Below are 15,207 nucleotides of genomic sequence, written 5' to 3' on the forward strand. Positions count from 1 at the left end.
TCGGCTGGACGACGAGACCCAGGGCCCGCAGGGCGGCGACCTCGGCGCCGCTCGGCACCGAGTCGAAGGTGACGATGGCACGGTTGCCGTAGGTCCCCGCGGCAAGGAGGCGGTCGAGACCGACGTGGGTCGCGCGGAGGGAGGTGAGGCTGGTCGTGGCGGGGGTGGAGCTGGTGGCTCCCGTGGCGGCGGCGGTCGCGGTGGCACTGCCGGCCAGGGGGAGCGCGACGGCGGCGGCGCAGGTGAGCGCGGCCATCCGTGAGCGCAGGTGCGACATCGGTTCCCTTTCGTGGACTGGCCTGCTAACGCGCCTCAGCCCGTCGGGGTTACGACGTACCGTGCCTGCATGAGGCGTCTTGCGGTGATCGGTGTCCTGCTGGTGCTCGCGGTCGGCGCGTCGGGTCCGTCGTACGCCGTCGAGAGGCTGCCGGTCGGGACCGACGTGGACTACCAGCTCGGCGGCGACCTCGAGGCGCCCGCGCACGTCGGCATCGTCGTGCGTGACCGGACGTCGGAGCCCCAGGCGGGGCGCTACAACGTCTGCTACGTCAACGGCTTCCAGACCCAGCCCGACGCCCGTGGCTTCTGGCGCCGGCACTGGTGGCTGGTGCTCAAGCGCGACGGTCGGCCGGTCGTGGACGAGGCGTGGGGCGAGTGGTTGCTCGACGTCCGGACGGCGAGGAAGCGCACGGCCCTCGCGCGGATCGTCGGGCGCTGGACCGCCGGGTGCGCGGACGACGGCTTCGCCGCCGTGGAGCTCGACAACCTCGACTCCTTCACCCGCAGCGGTCGGCTGGTCACCCGCGCGCACGGTCTCGCCTTCGCCCGGCTGCTGGTGGCCCGCGCGCACCGCGAGGGCCTGGCCGTCGGGCAGAAGAACCTCGCGGGCTACGACGGCACCCGGATCGGCTTCGACTTCGCGGTCTCCGAGTCGTGCGCGCAGTACGACGAGTGCGACGCCTACGTCGACGACTTCGGCGACCAGGTGCTGATGGTGGAGTACCGCCTGCGCGACTTCCGCGAGGCCTGCCGTCAGCACGGTGACGACGTGGCGGTCGTGCTGCGCGACCTGGACCTCAGCCCCGACGGGGTGCACCGCTGGTGCTGATGGTGCTCGGACGGTGGATAGCCTGACGTGGTGAGCCAGAAGATCCGCGCCAACTCGGTCCTGCCCGCGCGACGCGAGCGACTGACGCTCGAGACCGCCGACGACCTCAAGCTGGTCGCAGAGCTGGCGCTGCCGGCCGAGGGTGAGCCGGTCGCGACGATCATCTGCCTGCACCCGCTGCCCACGCACGGCGGGATGATGGACAGCCACGTCTACCGCAAGGCCGCCTTCCGCCTGCCGGCCCTGGCGGGCGTCGCGGTCCTGCGCTTCAACACCCGCGGCACCTGGAGCGAGCAGGGCACCAGCGAGGGTGCCTTCGACAACGCCGTGGGGGAGCGCTACGACGTCGCTGCCGCGATCGAGTACGCCGAGTTCCACGACCTGCCCAACATCTGGCTGGTGGGCTGGTCCTTCGGCACCGACCTCACCTTGATGTACGGCCTCGACCCCGCTATCCAGGGCGCGATCCTGCTCAGCCCGCCGCTGCGCTTCAGCGAGCCCGAGCACCTCGAGCCGTGGGCTGCGTCGGGCAAGCCCGTGCACGCGTTCGTGCCCGAGCACGACGACTACCTGCAGCCGGCCGAGGCCCGCGAGCGGTTCGGTGCGATCCCCCAGGCCGAGGTCGTCGGCTTCGACGGGAGCAAGCACCTGTGGGTCGGCGACGCCGAGAAGGTGCTCGACGAGATCGTCCGTCGGGTCGCGCCCGGGGTCGACGTGCCGCTCCCGCGCGAGTGGGACGGACCGATGGAGCTGGCCGACACCTCGGCGTACAACGCGCACAACCTGGCGGCGTATCGGGACGTGCCGGTCCCCGGGCCTGCTCAGACCTGAGGGTCTCGACGCCTCGTCGCTGGCGCTCCTCGGGCTCGACCAGCGAGGGCAAGGCGGGTCTCGACGCCTCGTCGCTGGCGCTCCTCGGGCTCGACCAGCGAGTCCGGTCAGCCGGCGGTGGCCTGGCGGGCGCGGTAGGCCGCGACGGCGTTGCGGTTGCCGCAGGGGGTGGAGCAGAAGCGGCGCGAGCGGTTGCGCGAGAGGTCGAGGACGACGCCGGTGCAGTCCTCGTCGGCGCAGTGGCCCAGGCGTGACATCTCGTCGGCGCGGATGACGTCGATCATCGCCATCGCGGTCTCCACGAGGATGCGGGTCTCGAGCGGGGCGTCGTCGTCGACCGCGTGCAGGTGCCAGTCGAAGGGCTCGTGGCGCACCAGCTGGGGGAGGGCGCGGCCCTCGCGGAGCATGGTGTTGACCAGCTCGACGGCGTCGTCGCGCTCGGCGGTGAGGAGCTCGCGCAGACGCGAGCGGAGCGCCCGGATCGTGTCGAGCTCGGCCTGGTCGGCGTCGTGGCGGCCGGTGTAGGAGAACTCGTCGTAGAACCGCTGCAGGTCCGCGACGGTCGCCAGGGTGTCGTCGGTCGGGTCCTCGGTGTTGACCAGCGTGACGGCCGCCTGGAGGGACATCTCGGTGTCATGAGCGAAAGTCACATTGACAGGTTACTGCACGAGCCCTAGCGTCATGACCCATGACGACTTTGACTCGTGACGACGCTGCGACGGCCGGTGCGTCGCGCACCGTCACCGGGCTGCTCCTCGCGTTGCTGTCCGCGGTGACGTTCGGGCTCTCCGGTGCGCTCGCGCGTGGCCTCCTCGACACCGGCTGGACCCCCGGATCGGTCGTGCTCGTGCGCATCGGGCTCGCCGCCCTGGTCGTCGCTCCCTTCGGCTACGTCGCGCTGCGCGGACGCTGGGACCTGCTGCGCGCCAACCGCGGGCTGGTCCTCACCTACGGGCTGCTGGCCGTGGCCGGTGCCCAGTTCTGCTACTTCTCCGCGGTGGGCCACATGCAGGTCGGGCCGGCGCTTCTGATCGAGTACACCGCACCCGCGGCCGTCGTCGTGTGGCTCTGGCTCCGGCACGGCGAGCGCCCGGGGGCACTCACCCTGGTGGGTGCCGGTCTGGCCGCGCTCGGCCTGGTGCTGGTGCTCGACCTGGTCAGCGACGCGGAGCTCAACGTCGCCGGGGTCCTGTGGGCGCTCGGTGCCATGGTCGGCTGTGCGGTCTACTTCGTGATCTCCGCCGACGAGGACAACGGGCTGCCGCCGCTGGCGCTCGCCGCCGCGGGCCTGGTCATCGGTGGGCTCTCCCTCGCGATCCTCGGTCTGGTCGGGCTGCTGCCGATGACGGCCACCACCCGGGACGTGACCATGGCGGGCTCCTCGGTCGCCTGGTGGGTCCCGCTGGTGCTGCTCGGCCTCGTGACGGCCGCCATCGCCTACGTCTCCGGCATCGCGGCCAGTCGACGACTGGGCTCGCGCGTCGCGTCGTTCGTGGCGCTGATCGAGGTCGTGATGGGGGTCCTGTGGGCCTGGCTGCTCCTCGACGAGCTGCCGCGTCCCGTCCAGCTCCTCGGTGGCATCCTCATCATGGCCGGTGTCGTCGCGGTCAAGCTCGGGGAGCGGTCGGTCCCGTCGACGCCGGAGCTGCCCGCGTAGGTTCGCTCCCATGACTCGTGATCGTCCCAGCGACGGACCGCGTGAATGGGATGCCACCACCTACGACACGCTCACGCTGCCCCACGAGCAGTGGGGTCGCGGGGTCCTCGACCGGCTCCGGTTGGCCGGCGACGAGGTGGTGCTCGACGCGGGGTGCGGCACCGGCCGCGACGCCGCTGCGCTGCGCGCCCGCTGTCCCGACGTACGGCTCGTGGCGCTGGACGGCTCGCAGCAGATGCTGGACGTCGCGCGCACCCGCTTGGGGGACAAGCGGGTGTCCTACGTGCACGCCGACCTGATGGAGCCGCTGCCGGTCGCCGAGCCGGTCGACGCGGTGATGAGCGTGGCGGCCTTCCACTGGGTGCCCGACCACGAGCGGCTGTTTGCGCACCTCGCGGCGGTCATGCGATCGGGAGCCCGGCTGGTGTCGGACTGCGGCGGTCGCGGCAACGTGGCGGGCGTGACGCGCGCGATCGCGTCGGTGACGGGGGAGGCGCCGGGCGACTGGGAGTTCGCCGACGACGTCGCCACACGGTCCCGGCTCGAGGCGGCCGGCTTCGACGTCGAGGACGTGCGGCTGCGGCCCGACCCGTTCCGTTGCGACGACCCGGCGGTCCTGGAGACCTACCTCGCGACCGTCGTCCTCGGCTCGCACCTCGACGGGCTGCCGGTCGACGAGCAGGCGGGGTTCGTGCGCGACGTGCGGCTGGCGCTCAGCGAGCCGGTCGTCGACTACGTGCGTCTCGAGATCGAGGCCGTGCGGCGCTGAGCACCTGAGGGAGGTGCCCGCGCGGGGTGGTCAAACGATTGACCACCCGCCGAGGGACCTCTCGCCGGAGAGTGCGCGGCACGGCGCGCCACCTGCCCCGCCGGTGCGCCTACCGCGCGTCCTGCCGTCGTACGACGACCTCGCGCAGGATCAGCAGGATGGCAGCCGCCGTGGGGATGGCCAGCAGCGCGCCGACGACGCCCAGCAGGCCGGCGCCGACGAGGGCCGCGATGACGATGACGGACCCGGGCAGGTCGACCGACTTCGACATCACGCGCGGGTAGATCACGTAGTTCTCCACCTGCTGGTAGATCAGGAAGAAGATCGCGCAGATGATGCCGGTCTTGACGTCGGTGGCGAAGGCGATCGCGGTCACGATGACGGCGCCGAGGGTGGCGCCGATCATCGGGATGACGTCGAGCAGCGCCACCACGAAGGCCAGGGCCACGGCGTAGTCGCCCAGACCGACGGCGAAGAGGAACACCAGCGAGGAGACGCCGGCGCAGAGCGCGACGATGAAGGCGCCGGAGACGTAGCCACCGACGTTGCGCACGATCTGGTCGCCGAGCAGCGAGACCCGCTGCCGGCGCGAGGCGGGGGCCAGGCGGTAGAAGGCGTTCTTGGTCTTGTCGAGCGAGCTCAGGAAGTAGAGCGTCAGGACCAGGATGATGAACGCGTTGAAGAGCGCGCCCAGGATCTTGAGCCCCACCCCGAGCACGCCGCCGAAGATGCCGCTGACGAAGTCGCCGTTGGCGACGTAGTCGCGGACCTTGGAGATGATGTCGTAGTCGTCGTCGAGCTTCTGGATCTGCTTGTTCTTCTGCAGCTCGTCGAGCCACCCGGGGGCGCTCTGGCTGATCGCGGTGACCTGGTCGGTGATGACCGGGACGATCGCGACGATGAAGAGCGCGACCGCCCCGAGGAAGGCGACGATGACCGCGGTCACGGCCAGGCTGCGGCGCATGCCGCGGCGCTCGAGGAACTCCACCGAGGGGTTCAGCCCCGCCGCGATGAAGAGAGCGACGATGATGAGCAGCAGCGTGGAGCCGATGCTCAGCAGCGCCGACCAGAGGAAGTAGGCGACCAGCACCCCGAGAGCGCCGAAGAAGCCGAGGTAGAACGGCGAGCGCTTCTCGAAAGGCTTGCCGGGCGTGCCGTAGTCGTCGGTGTGCACCTGCTCGACGACGTGCTCGGCCTGCTCGGCGGCCGCTTCAGCGTGCTCGGCCGCGGTCTCCGCCTGCTCGGCGGCGGTCTCGGCGTGGTCGGCCGCCGCCTCGGCCCGCTCGGCCGCCTCCTCGGCGGCCTGCGGGTCGTTGCTCAACTCTCGTCCTCGCCGAACCCGGCGACGACGTCGCGCAGAGAGGCGAGCTGGGCGGAGATCGCGTCGCGACGCTTGGTCAGGCGGTCGAGCTCGGCGCGACGAGCGGCGATCTCGCGCTCGATCTCGACGGTGCCCGTCGAGGCCACGGACTCGGCCTGGCTGTGGGCGGTCGCGACGATCTGCTCGGCCTCACGACGGGCGCGCGAGAGCGTCGCCTCGGCCTCGGCCTGGGCGGCAGCGCGGTTCTCGGTGGCCTGCTTGCTGGCCTGGCTGGCGCGCTCCTCGGCGGCAGCGGCCCGCTCCTCGGCCTCCTCGACCAGGCGACGGGTCTCGGCGGTGGCGGAGTTGTGGTGGTCGGTGGCCTCGCGGGCGAGGCGCTCCTTCTCCACGGCGAGCGTGCGTCGCGCCTCCTGGACCTCGCGGTCCGCGGCCGCGCGGGCCTGCTCGACCTCGCGGGTCGCCGACGTGCGCATCTCGCTGGTCTCCTGCTGGGCGGCCAGTCGCAGCTGGTCGGCCTCGCGACGGGCGGCGGCCAGCGTGTCCTCGGCCTCGGCCTTCGCCAGCGTGCGCTCCTGCTCGGCGTCGCCCAGGACCCGGATGCGGGTCTGGTCGAGCTCCTGGAGCTGGACCGAGCGCATGTCCTCCGCCTCGCGAGAGGCGTCGGCGCGGATAGCCTTGGCATCGCGCGCGGCCTGCTCGCGGATCTCGTTGGCGTCGCGCTCGGCCACGTCACGGATCTCCGTGGCCTCCTCCTCGGCCAGGCGCAGCATGGTGCTGGCGCGGCCGCCGAGCCCGGCGTAGGAGGGGGTCGCGTTCTCCGCGATCTGCGTCTTGGCGTCGGTCAGCTCGGCCTCGAGCTCGAGGACGCGACGCTCGGACTCGGTCAGGCTCGCGCTCAGACCGGCCTTGTCGCGGGCGAGCTGGTTGACCTGCGTGTCGACGGCCGCGCGGTCGTAGCCGCCACGGCGTACGACGGGGAAGCCTCCGGCCGGCGCGCTCGAGATCGGAGCAGCGGCACGGGACGGAGCGGCCGGGGGTGCGACGGGCTGGGCGGCGGTGCGCTCGGCCGGCGGCGGGAGCACGGGCTTCTGGGCCGGCTTCTGCGCCGCGGGCTGGGCCGGAGACGGGGCGGGCTTCTGGCTCGCCGGGGGTGTGGACGCGCCCTTCTGCTCGGACTGCACCGGGATCACCTGGGTCGCTTCCGCGTCAGGCTCGTTGGTCGCGGCGTCGGGCTCGTGGTCGAAGATGGACAGACCCTGGTCGCTCATGGGGGAGTTTCCTCGTCGCTGGTGGTGGGTGACGTGGCCATCTTCCATGATCCGGCTGAGAGAACCCACCCCGGCACACGGGCCGTCTCAGGGTTGAGGGTGACGAGCGCGACATGGCCCCGACCTCGGCGTGGAGCAGCCCGAAAATGGGCAGTGACCCGCCCCCCAGATGGGGGACGGGTCACCGATGATCGGGTGGTGCTGGGTCAGACGCCGCGGAAGCGGTTGATGGCGTCCAGGTGCTTGGCGCGCTTCTCGTGGTCGCGCACGCCCAGGCCCTCCTCGGGGGCCAGGCAGAGCACGCCGACCTTGCCCTGGTGCAGGTTGTGGTGCACGTCGAGCGCGGCCTGACCGACCTCGTCGAGGGAGTAGGTGCGCGACAGGGTCGGGTGGATCTTGCCCTGGTCGATGAGGCGGTTGGCCTCGAACGCCTCGCGGTAGTTGGCGAAGTGGCTGGACACGATGCGCTTGAGGTTCATCCACAGGTAGCGGTTGTCGTACTCGTGCATGTAGCCGGTGGTGGAGGCGCAGGTGGTGATGGTGCCGCCCTTGCGGGTGACGTAGACCGAGGCGCCGAAGGTCTCGCGGCCGGGGTGCTCGAAGACGATGTCGATGTCCTCGCCGCCGGTGAGCTCACGGATCCTCTTGCCCAGGCGCTGCCACTCCTTGGGGTTCTGCTCGGTGCCCTCCTCGTTCCAGAACTGCCACTTCTCCTCGGAGCGGTTGATGATCATCTCCGCGCCCATGGAGCGCACGATGCCGGCCTTCTCCTCGTTGGAGACCACGCAGATCGGGTTGGCGCCGCCGTTGAGCGCGTACTGGGTGGCGAAGCCGCCCAGGCCGCCGGAGGCGCCCCAGATGAGGACGTTGTCGCCCTGCTTCATCTGGCCGGCGTTCTTGGAGACCAGCTGGCGGTAGGCCGTGGCGTTGACCAGGCCGGGGGAGGCGGCCTCCTCCCAGGTGAGGTGGGCCGGCTTGGGCAGGAGCTGGTTGGACTTGACCAGCGCGATGTGCGCCAGCCCGCCGAAGTTGGTCTCGAACCCCCAGATCCGCTGCTGCGGGTCCATCATCGTGTCGTCGTGGCCGGCGGGGTCCTCGAGCTCGACCGAGAGGCAGTGGGCCACGACCTCGGTGCCGGGCTTCCACCGGGTGACGCCCGGACCGGTCTTGAGGACGACGCCGGCGAGGTCGGAGCCGACCACGTGGTAGGGCAGGTCGTGGCGCTTGGTGAGCTCCGACAGGCGGCCGTAGCGCTCGAGGAAGCCGAAGGTGGACACGGGCTCGAAGATCGAGGTCCACACCGTGTTGTAGTTGATCGCCGAGGCCATCACCGCGACGTAGGCCTCGCCGGGACCGAGCTCGGGCAGGGCGACGTCCTCGACGTGCAGGCTCTTGCGGGGGTCCTTGTCGCGGGTGGCGACACCCTCGAACATGTCGACCTCGTCCTTGTGGACCGTCACGGCCCGGTAGGACTCGGGGAGGGCCAGGTTCGCGAAGTCCTCGCTGCTGGTGTCTCCGGCTTGGATGGCGTCCAGGATGTTCTGCACGGGTGGCTCTTTCCTCTGCTCGGTGTCGCGGTCGGGCTGGTCCGGCCCACTGGATTGGCCCGAAAGATACCGGTGGGTAACCAGATGTGGGGCGGAGTGTGCGGGTTGTCTCAGTGCGGGGCGGCCGCCGGCTCGACCAGCTCGACCAGGACGCCGCCGGCGTCCTTGGGGTGCACGAAGTTGATCCGCGAGTCGGACGTGCCGCGCTTGGGTGCGTCGTAGAGCAGCCGCAGGCCGCGCTCGCGCAGGATCGCGCTGACGGCCTCGACGTCGGTGACGCGGTAGGCGACCTGCTGGCAGCCGGGTCCGGACCGGTCGATGTACTTGGCGATCGTCGATTGCTCGTTGAGCGGCGCGAGCAGCTGGACGCAGGATCCGGAGTCCCCGACCGCCATCATGGCCTCGCGCACGCCCTGCTCCTCGTTGACCTCCTCGTGGGCCAACGTCATCCCGAAGGTGTCGCGGTAGAAGGCGATCGCGGCGTCGAGGTCGGGCACGGCCATGCCGACGTGGTCGATGGCGGTGAACAGGTGGGCGGGGACGTCGAGCGATGCGGTCATGGGCACATGCTCTTATGACGGGCCCGTCGCCGCGACCCGTTGTGACGTGTGCCTCACGGTGTGGGCGGCGGACACCCTCGCCGCGCGATGTGACTCGTGGGTATCGTCACGAGAGACCCATCTCGGCACCGCACATCACCGCTCATCTTGTGGAGGCACCCATGTCAGCATCCGTCATCGTCGCCGGGGCACGCACCCCGATCGGTCGTCTGCTCGGAGGCTTCAAGGGCCTCTCGGCCGCCGAGCTCGGCGGGCACGCCATCAAGGGCGCCCTGGAGAAGGCCGGCGTCGCCGGTGACCAGGTCGACTACCTGATCATGGGCCAGGTCATCCTGGCCGGTGCCGGCCAGAACCCCGCCCGCACCGCGGGCATCGCCGCCGGGCTCCCGCTCTCGCTGCCCTCGATCACGATCAACAAGGTCTGCCTGTCGGGCCTCAACGCGATCGCGACGGCCGACCAGATGATCCGCGCCGGTGAGGCCGACATCATCGTGGCCGGTGGCATGGAGTCGATGACCAACGCGCCCCACATCCTTCCCAAGTCGCGTGAGGGCTTCAAGTACGGCGACGTGTCGCTGGTCGACTCGATGGCCTACGACGCCCTCTTCGACCAGTCCACCCAGCAGGCGATGGGCGCGCTCACCGAGCAGTGCAACGCCGCGGGCACCCAGCTGACCCGTGCGGAGCAGGACGAGTTCGCCGCGCAGTCGCACCAGAAGGCCGCCGCCGCCTGGAAGAACGGTGTCTTCGACGACGAGGTCGTCCCCGTCTCGATCCCGCAGCGCAAGGGCGACCCGGTCGTCATCAGCCAGGACGAGGGCGTGCGCGGCGACACCACCGCCGAGTCGCTCGCCGGCCTGCGTCCCGCCTTCTCCAAGGACGGCACCATCACCGCGGCCTCGTCCTCGCAGATCTCCGACGGCGCCTGCGCCGTCGTCGTCATGAGCAAGGCCAAGGCCGAGGAGCTCGGGCTGGAGTGGCTGGCCGAGATCGGTGCCCACGGGATGGTCGCCGGTCCCGACTCCACCCTCCAGATGCAGCCCGCCAACGCCACCGCCAAGGCCTGCGCCAAGGAGGGCATCGCCCCCACCGACCTCGACCTCGTCGAGTTCAACGAGGCCTTCGCGGCCGTCGGCATCGAGTCGGCCCGCTCGCTGGGCCTCGACGAGTCGAAGGTCAACGTCAACGGTGGCGCCATCGCCCTGGGTCACCCGGTCGGCATGTCCGGAGCCCGCGTGGTGCTGCACCTGGCGCTGGAGCTCAAGCGTCGTGGCGGCGGCGTCGGCGCGGCCGCCCTGTGCGGTGGCGGCGGGCAGGGCGACGCCCTGATCGTGCGCGTGCCGAAGGCCTGAGTGACCCTCGAGCCCACCGGGGGCCGACGCCGCACGGCGTCGGTCCCCGATCTCGTCTCCGGGGCCCTGGCGGGCCAGGCCCGCTCGGTCGCCCGGCTGATCTCGCTGGTGGAGGACGAGTCCCCGCTCCTGCGCGAGGTGATGGCGGCCCTGGCGCCTCTCACGACGTCGGGCCCGCGGGCGCACGTCGTCGGCATCACCGGCTCCCCGGGCGTTGGCAAGTCGACGTCGACCAACGCCCTCGTCGGTGAGCTGCGCCGCCAGGACAAGCAGGTCGGCGTCCTCGCGGTCGACCCGTCCTCCCCGTTCTCCGGGGGAGCGCTGCTGGGTGACCGGGTCCGGATGCAGGACCACGCCTCCGACCCCGGTGTCTTCATCCGCTCCATGGCCTCGCGCGGCCACCTCGGTGGTCTGGCCTGGTCGACGCCGCAGGCGCTGCGGGTCCTGGACGCCGCCGGCTGCGACGTGATCCTGGTCGAGACCGTCGGTGTCGGCCAGAGCGAGGTCGAGGTCGCCGGCCTCGCCGACACCACGATGGTGCTGCTCGCGCCGGGCATGGGGGACGGCATCCAGGCGGCCAAGGCCGGCATCTTGGAGATCGGCGACGTTTACGTCGTCAACAAGGCCGACCGCGACGGGGCGGACTCCGTGCGCCGCGACCTGCGCTCGATGCTCAACCTCACCGAGCGTCGCGAGGGCGCCTGGCAGCCGCCGATCCTGAAGACCGTCGCCCAGAAGGGCGAGGGCGTGGACGAGGTCGCCGCAGCCCTCGACGAGCACCTCGCCTGGCTGGAGGCGACCGGTGAGCTCACGCGCCGTCGTACGCGCCGGGCGCGGGACGAGATCGAGGCGATCGCGCTCACCGCGCTGCGTCGGCGGTGGGGCGACGTGCACGGCCGCTCCGAGCTCGACGAGCTCGCTGCCGCCGTGGTGGCGGGGGAGTCGGACCCCTACGCGGCCGCCGACCGGCTGCTGGAGTCCTTCACGGACTGAGGGCGCGCCTGTCGCGTGACCAGAGTGATCAGTGGTACGAATGTGCCGATCCATTCTCTCGGGCTCATGATGGAGACTCTCTCGATGAACAAGGTGCTCATCGCCCTTGTGGTGCTGTTCCTCGGCTTCTGGATGTTCACCGACCCCAGTGGCCTCGCCGACACCACCGGCGCCGCAGGCGGGCAGGTCGCCGACTGGGGCAGCCAGCTCTTCCGCGCGGTCATCGACTTCTTCGGTGAGCTCTAGCGCTGCGCATGGGGCTGCTGACCTCGTGGGGTGACCCGAAGATCTCCCGCCACCTCCTGCGCGAGGAGGGGGAGGTCATCGTCGACGAGGTCCGCCACCACTGGGTCGCCTACCTGCGCCCGTGCCTCGAAGGGCTCCTGGGGCTGGCCGCCGTCGTGGCGGTGCCGTTCGTGCACGTGGACATCGGCTGGCTCTTCCTGCTGGTCGCCCTGGTGCTGGGCCTGCGGGCCGCGTGGGGGATCCTGCGCGAGCGGCGCGACCGTTTCGTGATCACCAACATGCGGGTCTTCCGGGTCCACGGCGTGCTCTCGACGCACCTCGCGACGATGCCGCTGAGCCGGATCCTCGACATCAGCGTCGTGCGGCCGCTGCACGGCCGCGTGCTGGGCTTCGGGCACTTCTGCTTCGAGTCGGCAGCGCAGGAGCAGGGGCTGCGCGACATCCGCTACGTCGGGCGTCCCGACGAGCGCGACCTCGCGATCCAGCGGGTCGTCCAGCGCTCGGGCCTGCGCGGCCCGCGCGTCGTCAACTGAGGTCGCGCGTGCGGCCGCGGCCGACACCTGCTCCAATCAACGGGTGACCCTCGCCCAGCACCTGGCCCGCCTGCCCGCCGACCCGCGCATCGTCGTCACGGGCAACCATGCGACCCCGTGGACGACGCTCGGCCTCGTGGACGAGCTGGTGCCGTCGTACCGCCTGTGGGTGCTCAACGCCCAGCACGGCGTGCCCGACCGCGAGGGCGTCACGCTCGAGACGTCCTTCGTCGGTCCGGGCATGCGGCGCAGCCCGCGCCTGTCCTACGTGCCGTCGCGGCTCTCGCTGGTGCCGGCCCTCTTCGCGGGACCGCTGGCACCGCACGCGGTCGTCCTCCACACGACCCGACCTCGCGGGGGCAAGGTGTCCCTGGGGGTCGAGGTCAACGTCCTGCCGGCGGCGATCGAGGCCGTGCGGCGCTCCGGCGGTGTCGTCGTCGCGCAGGTCAACGAGCGGATGCCGTGGACCTTCGGCGACGCCGAGGTCGACGTCGAGCACATCGACGTGATGGTCGAGGTGGACGAGCCGCTCCTGCACGCCACCGGGAGCCCGATCGACGCCGCCTCCGCCCGGATCGGGGAGGAGGTCGCGGCACGCGTCGGGGACGGGGCGACCCTCCAGGCCGGCATCGGGGCGGTCCCCGACGCCACCATGCGGGGCCTGGTCGCCCGGCGGGGGCTGCGGATCTGGACCGAGATGTTCTCCGACAGCGTCCTGGCGCTGGAGCGGGCCGGCGCGCTGGAGCGGCAGGTGCCGATCACCGCGTCGTTCCTCTTCGGCTCGCCCGAGCTGCTCGACTGGGTCGACGGCAACGAGCGGGTGCGGATGGTGCGCACCGAGGTCACCAACGACCCGGCCCTCATCTCACGCAACCCGGCCATGGTCAGCGTCAACACCGCGCTCCAGGTCGACCTCTTCGGGCAGGCCAACGCGTCGCGGATCGGTGCTCGGATCCACTCGGGCTTCGGGGGGCAGACCGACTTCATCGTCGGCGCGCTGCACTCGACCGGGGGACAGGCCTTCATCGCCCTGCGCTCCTGGCACCCCAAGGCCGACTGCTCCACCGTCGTCGCGCTGGTCGACGAGCCGGTCACCTCCTTCCAGATGAGCGCGATCGTGACCGAGCAGGGCATCGCCGACGTCTTCGGTCGTGACCAGCGCGAGCAGGCGCGCCAGATCATCGAGCACGCCGCCCACCCGTCCGTGCGCGAGGAGCTGCGCGAGGAGGCGGTCGGGCTGGGACTGGCGTAGGCGCTGCACCATCGCGCCGACTCGGCGTACCTGCCCGAGCGTCGCGCGGCGGCCTCCCTAGGATTGGCCCCATGACCCAGCAGCCGTTCACCCGTCCCGGAGCGTTCGACCTCTCCGCCCTCAAGCGCCCGGCCGCGCCCGCCCCGGCAGGTGGAGGCCCCGGACGCGGCGGACCCGGTGCAGCGCCCGGGGTGGCGTCCGCTGCCGGCGCGGGTGGAGCGCCGACCGGCTCGTCGTCCTACGCGCTCGACGTGACCGAGGAGAACTTCCAGGCCGTCGTCGAGCAGTCGATGACCGCGCCGGTCATGCTCGCGTTCTACTCCCGCACGCGGATGCCCGAGAGCGGTCAGCTGGCCGACGACCTCGCGGCGCTGTCGGGGGAGTTCGAGGGCAAGTTCCTCGTCGGGCTCGTCGACATCGACGCCGCGCCGGGCATCGCCCAGGCCATGCAGATCCCCTCGATCCCGCTCGTGGTGGCCGTGCTGGACGGCAGGCCGGCGCCGCTGCTGCAGGACGCCCTGCCGATCGAGGAGCTCCGCGCCACGCTGACCCAGGTGATGCAGGGCCTCGCGGCCCAGGGCATGACCGCGCGGCACCAGCCGCTGCCCGGTGCAGCGGCGCCCGAGGAGGCCGACGGCGAGCCGCAGGCCGACCCGCGCTACGCCGCCGCCGAGGACGCCCTCGGCCGGGGCGACGTGGACGCCGCGGTCGTGGAGTACCAGAAGCTCGTGACCGCCAACCCCGCCGACGTCGAGGCCGCCGGCGGCCTCGCGATGGCGAAGGTGCTGCAGCGCACCCAGGGCGTCGACCCGGCTGCGGCTCGTGCCGCGGCCGACTCGGCACCCGACGACGTCGAGACACAGACCCTCGTGGCCGACCTCGACCTGCTCGACGGTGCCGTGGAGGACGCCTTCGGTCGCATCGTCGAGCTGGTGCGCCGGTCCGCGGGCGACGAGAAGAACGCCGCCCGCGAGCACCTGCTGGGCCTCTTCGCCGCCGTGGGCAACGACGACCCCCGCGTCCTCAAGGGGCGCCAGTCGCTCGCGTCCGCCCTGTTCTGAGCGCCGCGTGACCTCGGGGGACGGCTACCTGCTCCGCGGCTTCGGCCTGTGGCGGCGACGCCCCGGGCTGATGCTGCTGGGGATGCTCCCGGCGTTGCTGGTCTTCGCTGTCCTGGCGACCGCCTTCGTGGTGCTGCTGCTCCGGCTCCCGGAGCTGGTGGGGTGGCTGACGCCCTTCGTCGACGACGCGTCCGACCTCGTGCGCACCCTGGTCCGGGTGGGCCTGGCGCTGGCGCTCGTGGTGGGCTGCCTGGCCCTGGCGGCGTCGACCTTCGTGGGCGTCACCCTGGCCGTCGGCGACCCCTTCTATGCCCGCATCTGGCGCGAGACCGAGCTGATGCTCGGGGGCGAGGTGCCCGACGCCGAGGTCGGGGCGTGGCGGGCCGCCCGCGACGGCCTCGTGCTCGTCCTCGGCAGCGCGCTCGCGGGGCTGCTGGTCGTCATCGCGGGATTCCTCCCCCTGGTCGGGGCCCTGCTGGGTGCCGTGCTCGGCCTCGTCGTCGGGGGGTGGCTCCTGGCCCGCGACCTGCTGGGGCGGCCGTTGGAGGCGCGCGGTCTCGATGCCCGGGGGAGGGCCGACCTCGCGAGAGGACAGCAGGGGACCGTGCTCGGCTTCGGGATCGCCGTGCAGGCGTCGTTCCTCGTGCCGCTGGGGGCGGTGCTGGTGATGCCGGCCGCGGTCACCGGCGCAACGATGCTGGCCCGCGAC

The 15,207-nt window shown here is 71.9% G+C and carries 17 protein-coding genes; 11 read left to right on the forward strand and 6 right to left on the reverse strand.

Annotated elements, in window-relative coordinates; genetic code table 11:
- On the reverse strand, nucleotides 1-277 hold a 277-nt coding region (locus AAG827_RS20145; RefSeq protein WP_341928001.1), incomplete at its 3' end, for a hypothetical protein.
- Nucleotides 278-346: 69 nt separating this feature from the next.
- Here AAG827_RS20145 and AAG827_RS20150 point away from each other — a divergent pair.
- Nucleotides 347-1,108, forward strand: a complete 762-nt coding sequence (locus AAG827_RS20150) for an endo alpha-1,4 polygalactosaminidase (RefSeq protein WP_341928002.1) — start codon at nucleotides 347-349, stop codon at nucleotides 1,106-1,108.
- Between the two features lie 30 nt (nucleotides 1,109-1,138).
- Nucleotides 1,139-1,939, forward strand: a complete 801-nt coding sequence (locus AAG827_RS20155) for an alpha/beta hydrolase (RefSeq protein ID WP_341928003.1) — start codon at nucleotides 1,139-1,141, stop codon at nucleotides 1,937-1,939.
- Between the two features lie 107 nt (nucleotides 1,940-2,046).
- Here the strand turns inward: AAG827_RS20155 and AAG827_RS20160 are convergent, their stop codons facing one another.
- On the reverse strand, nucleotides 2,047-2,589 hold the full coding sequence (locus AAG827_RS20160) for a CGNR zinc finger domain-containing protein (RefSeq protein WP_341928004.1): 543 nt from the start codon (nucleotides 2,587-2,589) through the stop codon (nucleotides 2,047-2,049).
- A gap of 38 nt (nucleotides 2,590-2,627) precedes the next feature.
- Here AAG827_RS20160 and AAG827_RS20165 point away from each other — a divergent pair, with 38 nt between their 5' ends.
- Nucleotides 2,628-3,596 (forward strand): DMT family transporter, encoded by a 969-nt coding sequence (locus AAG827_RS20165; RefSeq protein ID WP_341928005.1) that lies wholly within the window; start codon nucleotides 2,628-2,630, stop codon nucleotides 3,594-3,596.
- Between the two features lie 10 nt (nucleotides 3,597-3,606).
- Nucleotides 3,607-4,365, forward strand: coding sequence for a class I SAM-dependent methyltransferase (locus tag AAG827_RS20170; protein WP_341928006.1), 759 nt, complete (start codon nucleotides 3,607-3,609; stop codon nucleotides 4,363-4,365).
- A 109-nt stretch (nucleotides 4,366-4,474) separates the two neighbouring features.
- Here the strand turns inward: AAG827_RS20170 and AAG827_RS20175 are convergent, their stop codons facing one another.
- The 4 genes from AAG827_RS20175 to mce form a co-directional block, all read right to left on the reverse strand.
- On the reverse strand, nucleotides 4,475-5,686 hold the full coding sequence (locus tag AAG827_RS20175; protein WP_341928007.1) for an AI-2E family transporter: 1,212 nt from the start codon (nucleotides 5,684-5,686) through the stop codon (nucleotides 4,475-4,477).
- Nucleotides 5,683-6,954, reverse strand: coding sequence for a hypothetical protein (locus AAG827_RS20180; protein ID WP_341928008.1), 1,272 nt, complete (start codon nucleotides 6,952-6,954; stop codon nucleotides 5,683-5,685). Before AAG827_RS20180 ends, AAG827_RS20175 begins: the two co-directional genes overlap by 4 nt.
- A gap of 206 nt (nucleotides 6,955-7,160) precedes the next feature.
- Nucleotides 7,161-8,501: a crotonyl-CoA carboxylase/reductase gene (ccrA, locus tag AAG827_RS20185; RefSeq protein ID WP_341928009.1), complete on the reverse strand. Its 1,341-nt coding sequence runs from the start codon at nucleotides 8,499-8,501 to the stop codon at nucleotides 7,161-7,163.
- A 110-nt stretch (nucleotides 8,502-8,611) separates the two neighbouring features.
- The gene (mce, locus tag AAG827_RS20190) at nucleotides 8,612-9,061 is read right to left on the reverse strand and encodes a methylmalonyl-CoA epimerase (RefSeq protein WP_341928010.1); all 450 of its coding nucleotides are present in this window, start codon (nucleotides 9,059-9,061) and stop codon (nucleotides 8,612-8,614) included.
- Between the two features lie 161 nt (nucleotides 9,062-9,222).
- Here mce and AAG827_RS20195 point away from each other — a divergent pair, with 161 nt between their 5' ends.
- The 7 genes from AAG827_RS20195 to AAG827_RS20225 all read left to right on the forward strand — a co-directional run.
- Nucleotides 9,223-10,413, forward strand: a complete 1,191-nt coding sequence (locus AAG827_RS20195) for an acetyl-CoA C-acetyltransferase (protein WP_341928011.1) — start codon at nucleotides 9,223-9,225, stop codon at nucleotides 10,411-10,413.
- On the forward strand, nucleotides 10,414-11,406 hold the full coding sequence (meaB, locus tag AAG827_RS20200) for a methylmalonyl Co-A mutase-associated GTPase MeaB (RefSeq protein ID WP_341928012.1): 993 nt from the start codon (nucleotides 10,414-10,416) through the stop codon (nucleotides 11,404-11,406).
- 84 nt (nucleotides 11,407-11,490) lie between these two features.
- Nucleotides 11,491-11,652 carry a hypothetical protein gene (locus AAG827_RS20205; RefSeq protein WP_309648915.1) on the forward strand — a complete coding sequence of 54 codons (162 nt, stop codon included), beginning with the start codon at nucleotides 11,491-11,493 and terminating at the stop codon, nucleotides 11,650-11,652.
- 8 nt (nucleotides 11,653-11,660) lie between these two features.
- Nucleotides 11,661-12,185 (forward strand): PH domain-containing protein, encoded by a 525-nt coding sequence (locus AAG827_RS20210; RefSeq protein WP_341928013.1) that lies wholly within the window; start codon nucleotides 11,661-11,663, stop codon nucleotides 12,183-12,185.
- A 43-nt stretch (nucleotides 12,186-12,228) separates the two neighbouring features.
- A complete protein-coding gene (locus AAG827_RS20215; RefSeq protein ID WP_341928014.1) occupies nucleotides 12,229-13,437 on the forward strand; it encodes an acetyl-CoA hydrolase/transferase C-terminal domain-containing protein in 1,209 nt (402 codons plus the stop codon).
- 71 nt (nucleotides 13,438-13,508) lie between these two features.
- A complete protein-coding gene (locus tag AAG827_RS20220; protein ID WP_341928015.1) occupies nucleotides 13,509-14,498 on the forward strand; it encodes a tetratricopeptide repeat protein in 990 nt (329 codons plus the stop codon).
- 7 nt (nucleotides 14,499-14,505) lie between these two features.
- Nucleotides 14,506-15,207 (forward strand): EI24 domain-containing protein (locus AAG827_RS20225; RefSeq protein WP_341928016.1); only part of this gene is annotated, 702 nt, incomplete at its 3' end.

The sequence above is a fragment of the Nocardioides psychrotolerans genome, assembly GCF_943371775.1.
GTDB lineage: Bacteria > Actinomycetota > Actinomycetes > Propionibacteriales > Nocardioidaceae > Nocardioides > Nocardioides psychrotolerans_A.

Bases quoted from the DNA above. Each gene is read 5' to 3' on its own strand.
- AAG827_RS20205 (WP_309648915.1), top strand. From the start codon at position 11,491: ATGAACAAGGTGCTCATCGCCCTTGTGGTGCTGTTCCTCGGCTTCTGG.
- AAG827_RS20150 (WP_341928002.1), top strand. From the start codon at position 347: ATGAGGCGTCTTGCGGTGATCGGTGTCCTGCTGGTGCTCGCGGTCGGC.
- AAG827_RS20180 (WP_341928008.1), bottom strand. From the start codon at position 6,954: ATGAGCGACCAGGGTCTGTCCATCTTCGACCACGAGCCCGACGCCGCG.
- mce (WP_341928010.1), bottom strand. From the start codon at position 9,061: ATGACCGCATCGCTCGACGTCCCCGCCCACCTGTTCACCGCCATCGAC.
- AAG827_RS20165 (WP_341928005.1), top strand. From the start codon at position 2,628: ATGACGACTTTGACTCGTGACGACGCTGCGACGGCCGGTGCGTCGCGC.
- AAG827_RS20170 (WP_341928006.1), top strand. From the start codon at position 3,607: ATGACTCGTGATCGTCCCAGCGACGGACCGCGTGAATGGGATGCCACC.
- AAG827_RS20220 (WP_341928015.1), top strand. From the start codon at position 13,509: ATGACCCAGCAGCCGTTCACCCGTCCCGGAGCGTTCGACCTCTCCGCC.
- AAG827_RS20210 (WP_341928013.1), top strand. From the start codon at position 11,661: ATGGGGCTGCTGACCTCGTGGGGTGACCCGAAGATCTCCCGCCACCTC.
- AAG827_RS20195 (WP_341928011.1), top strand. From the start codon at position 9,223: ATGTCAGCATCCGTCATCGTCGCCGGGGCACGCACCCCGATCGGTCGT.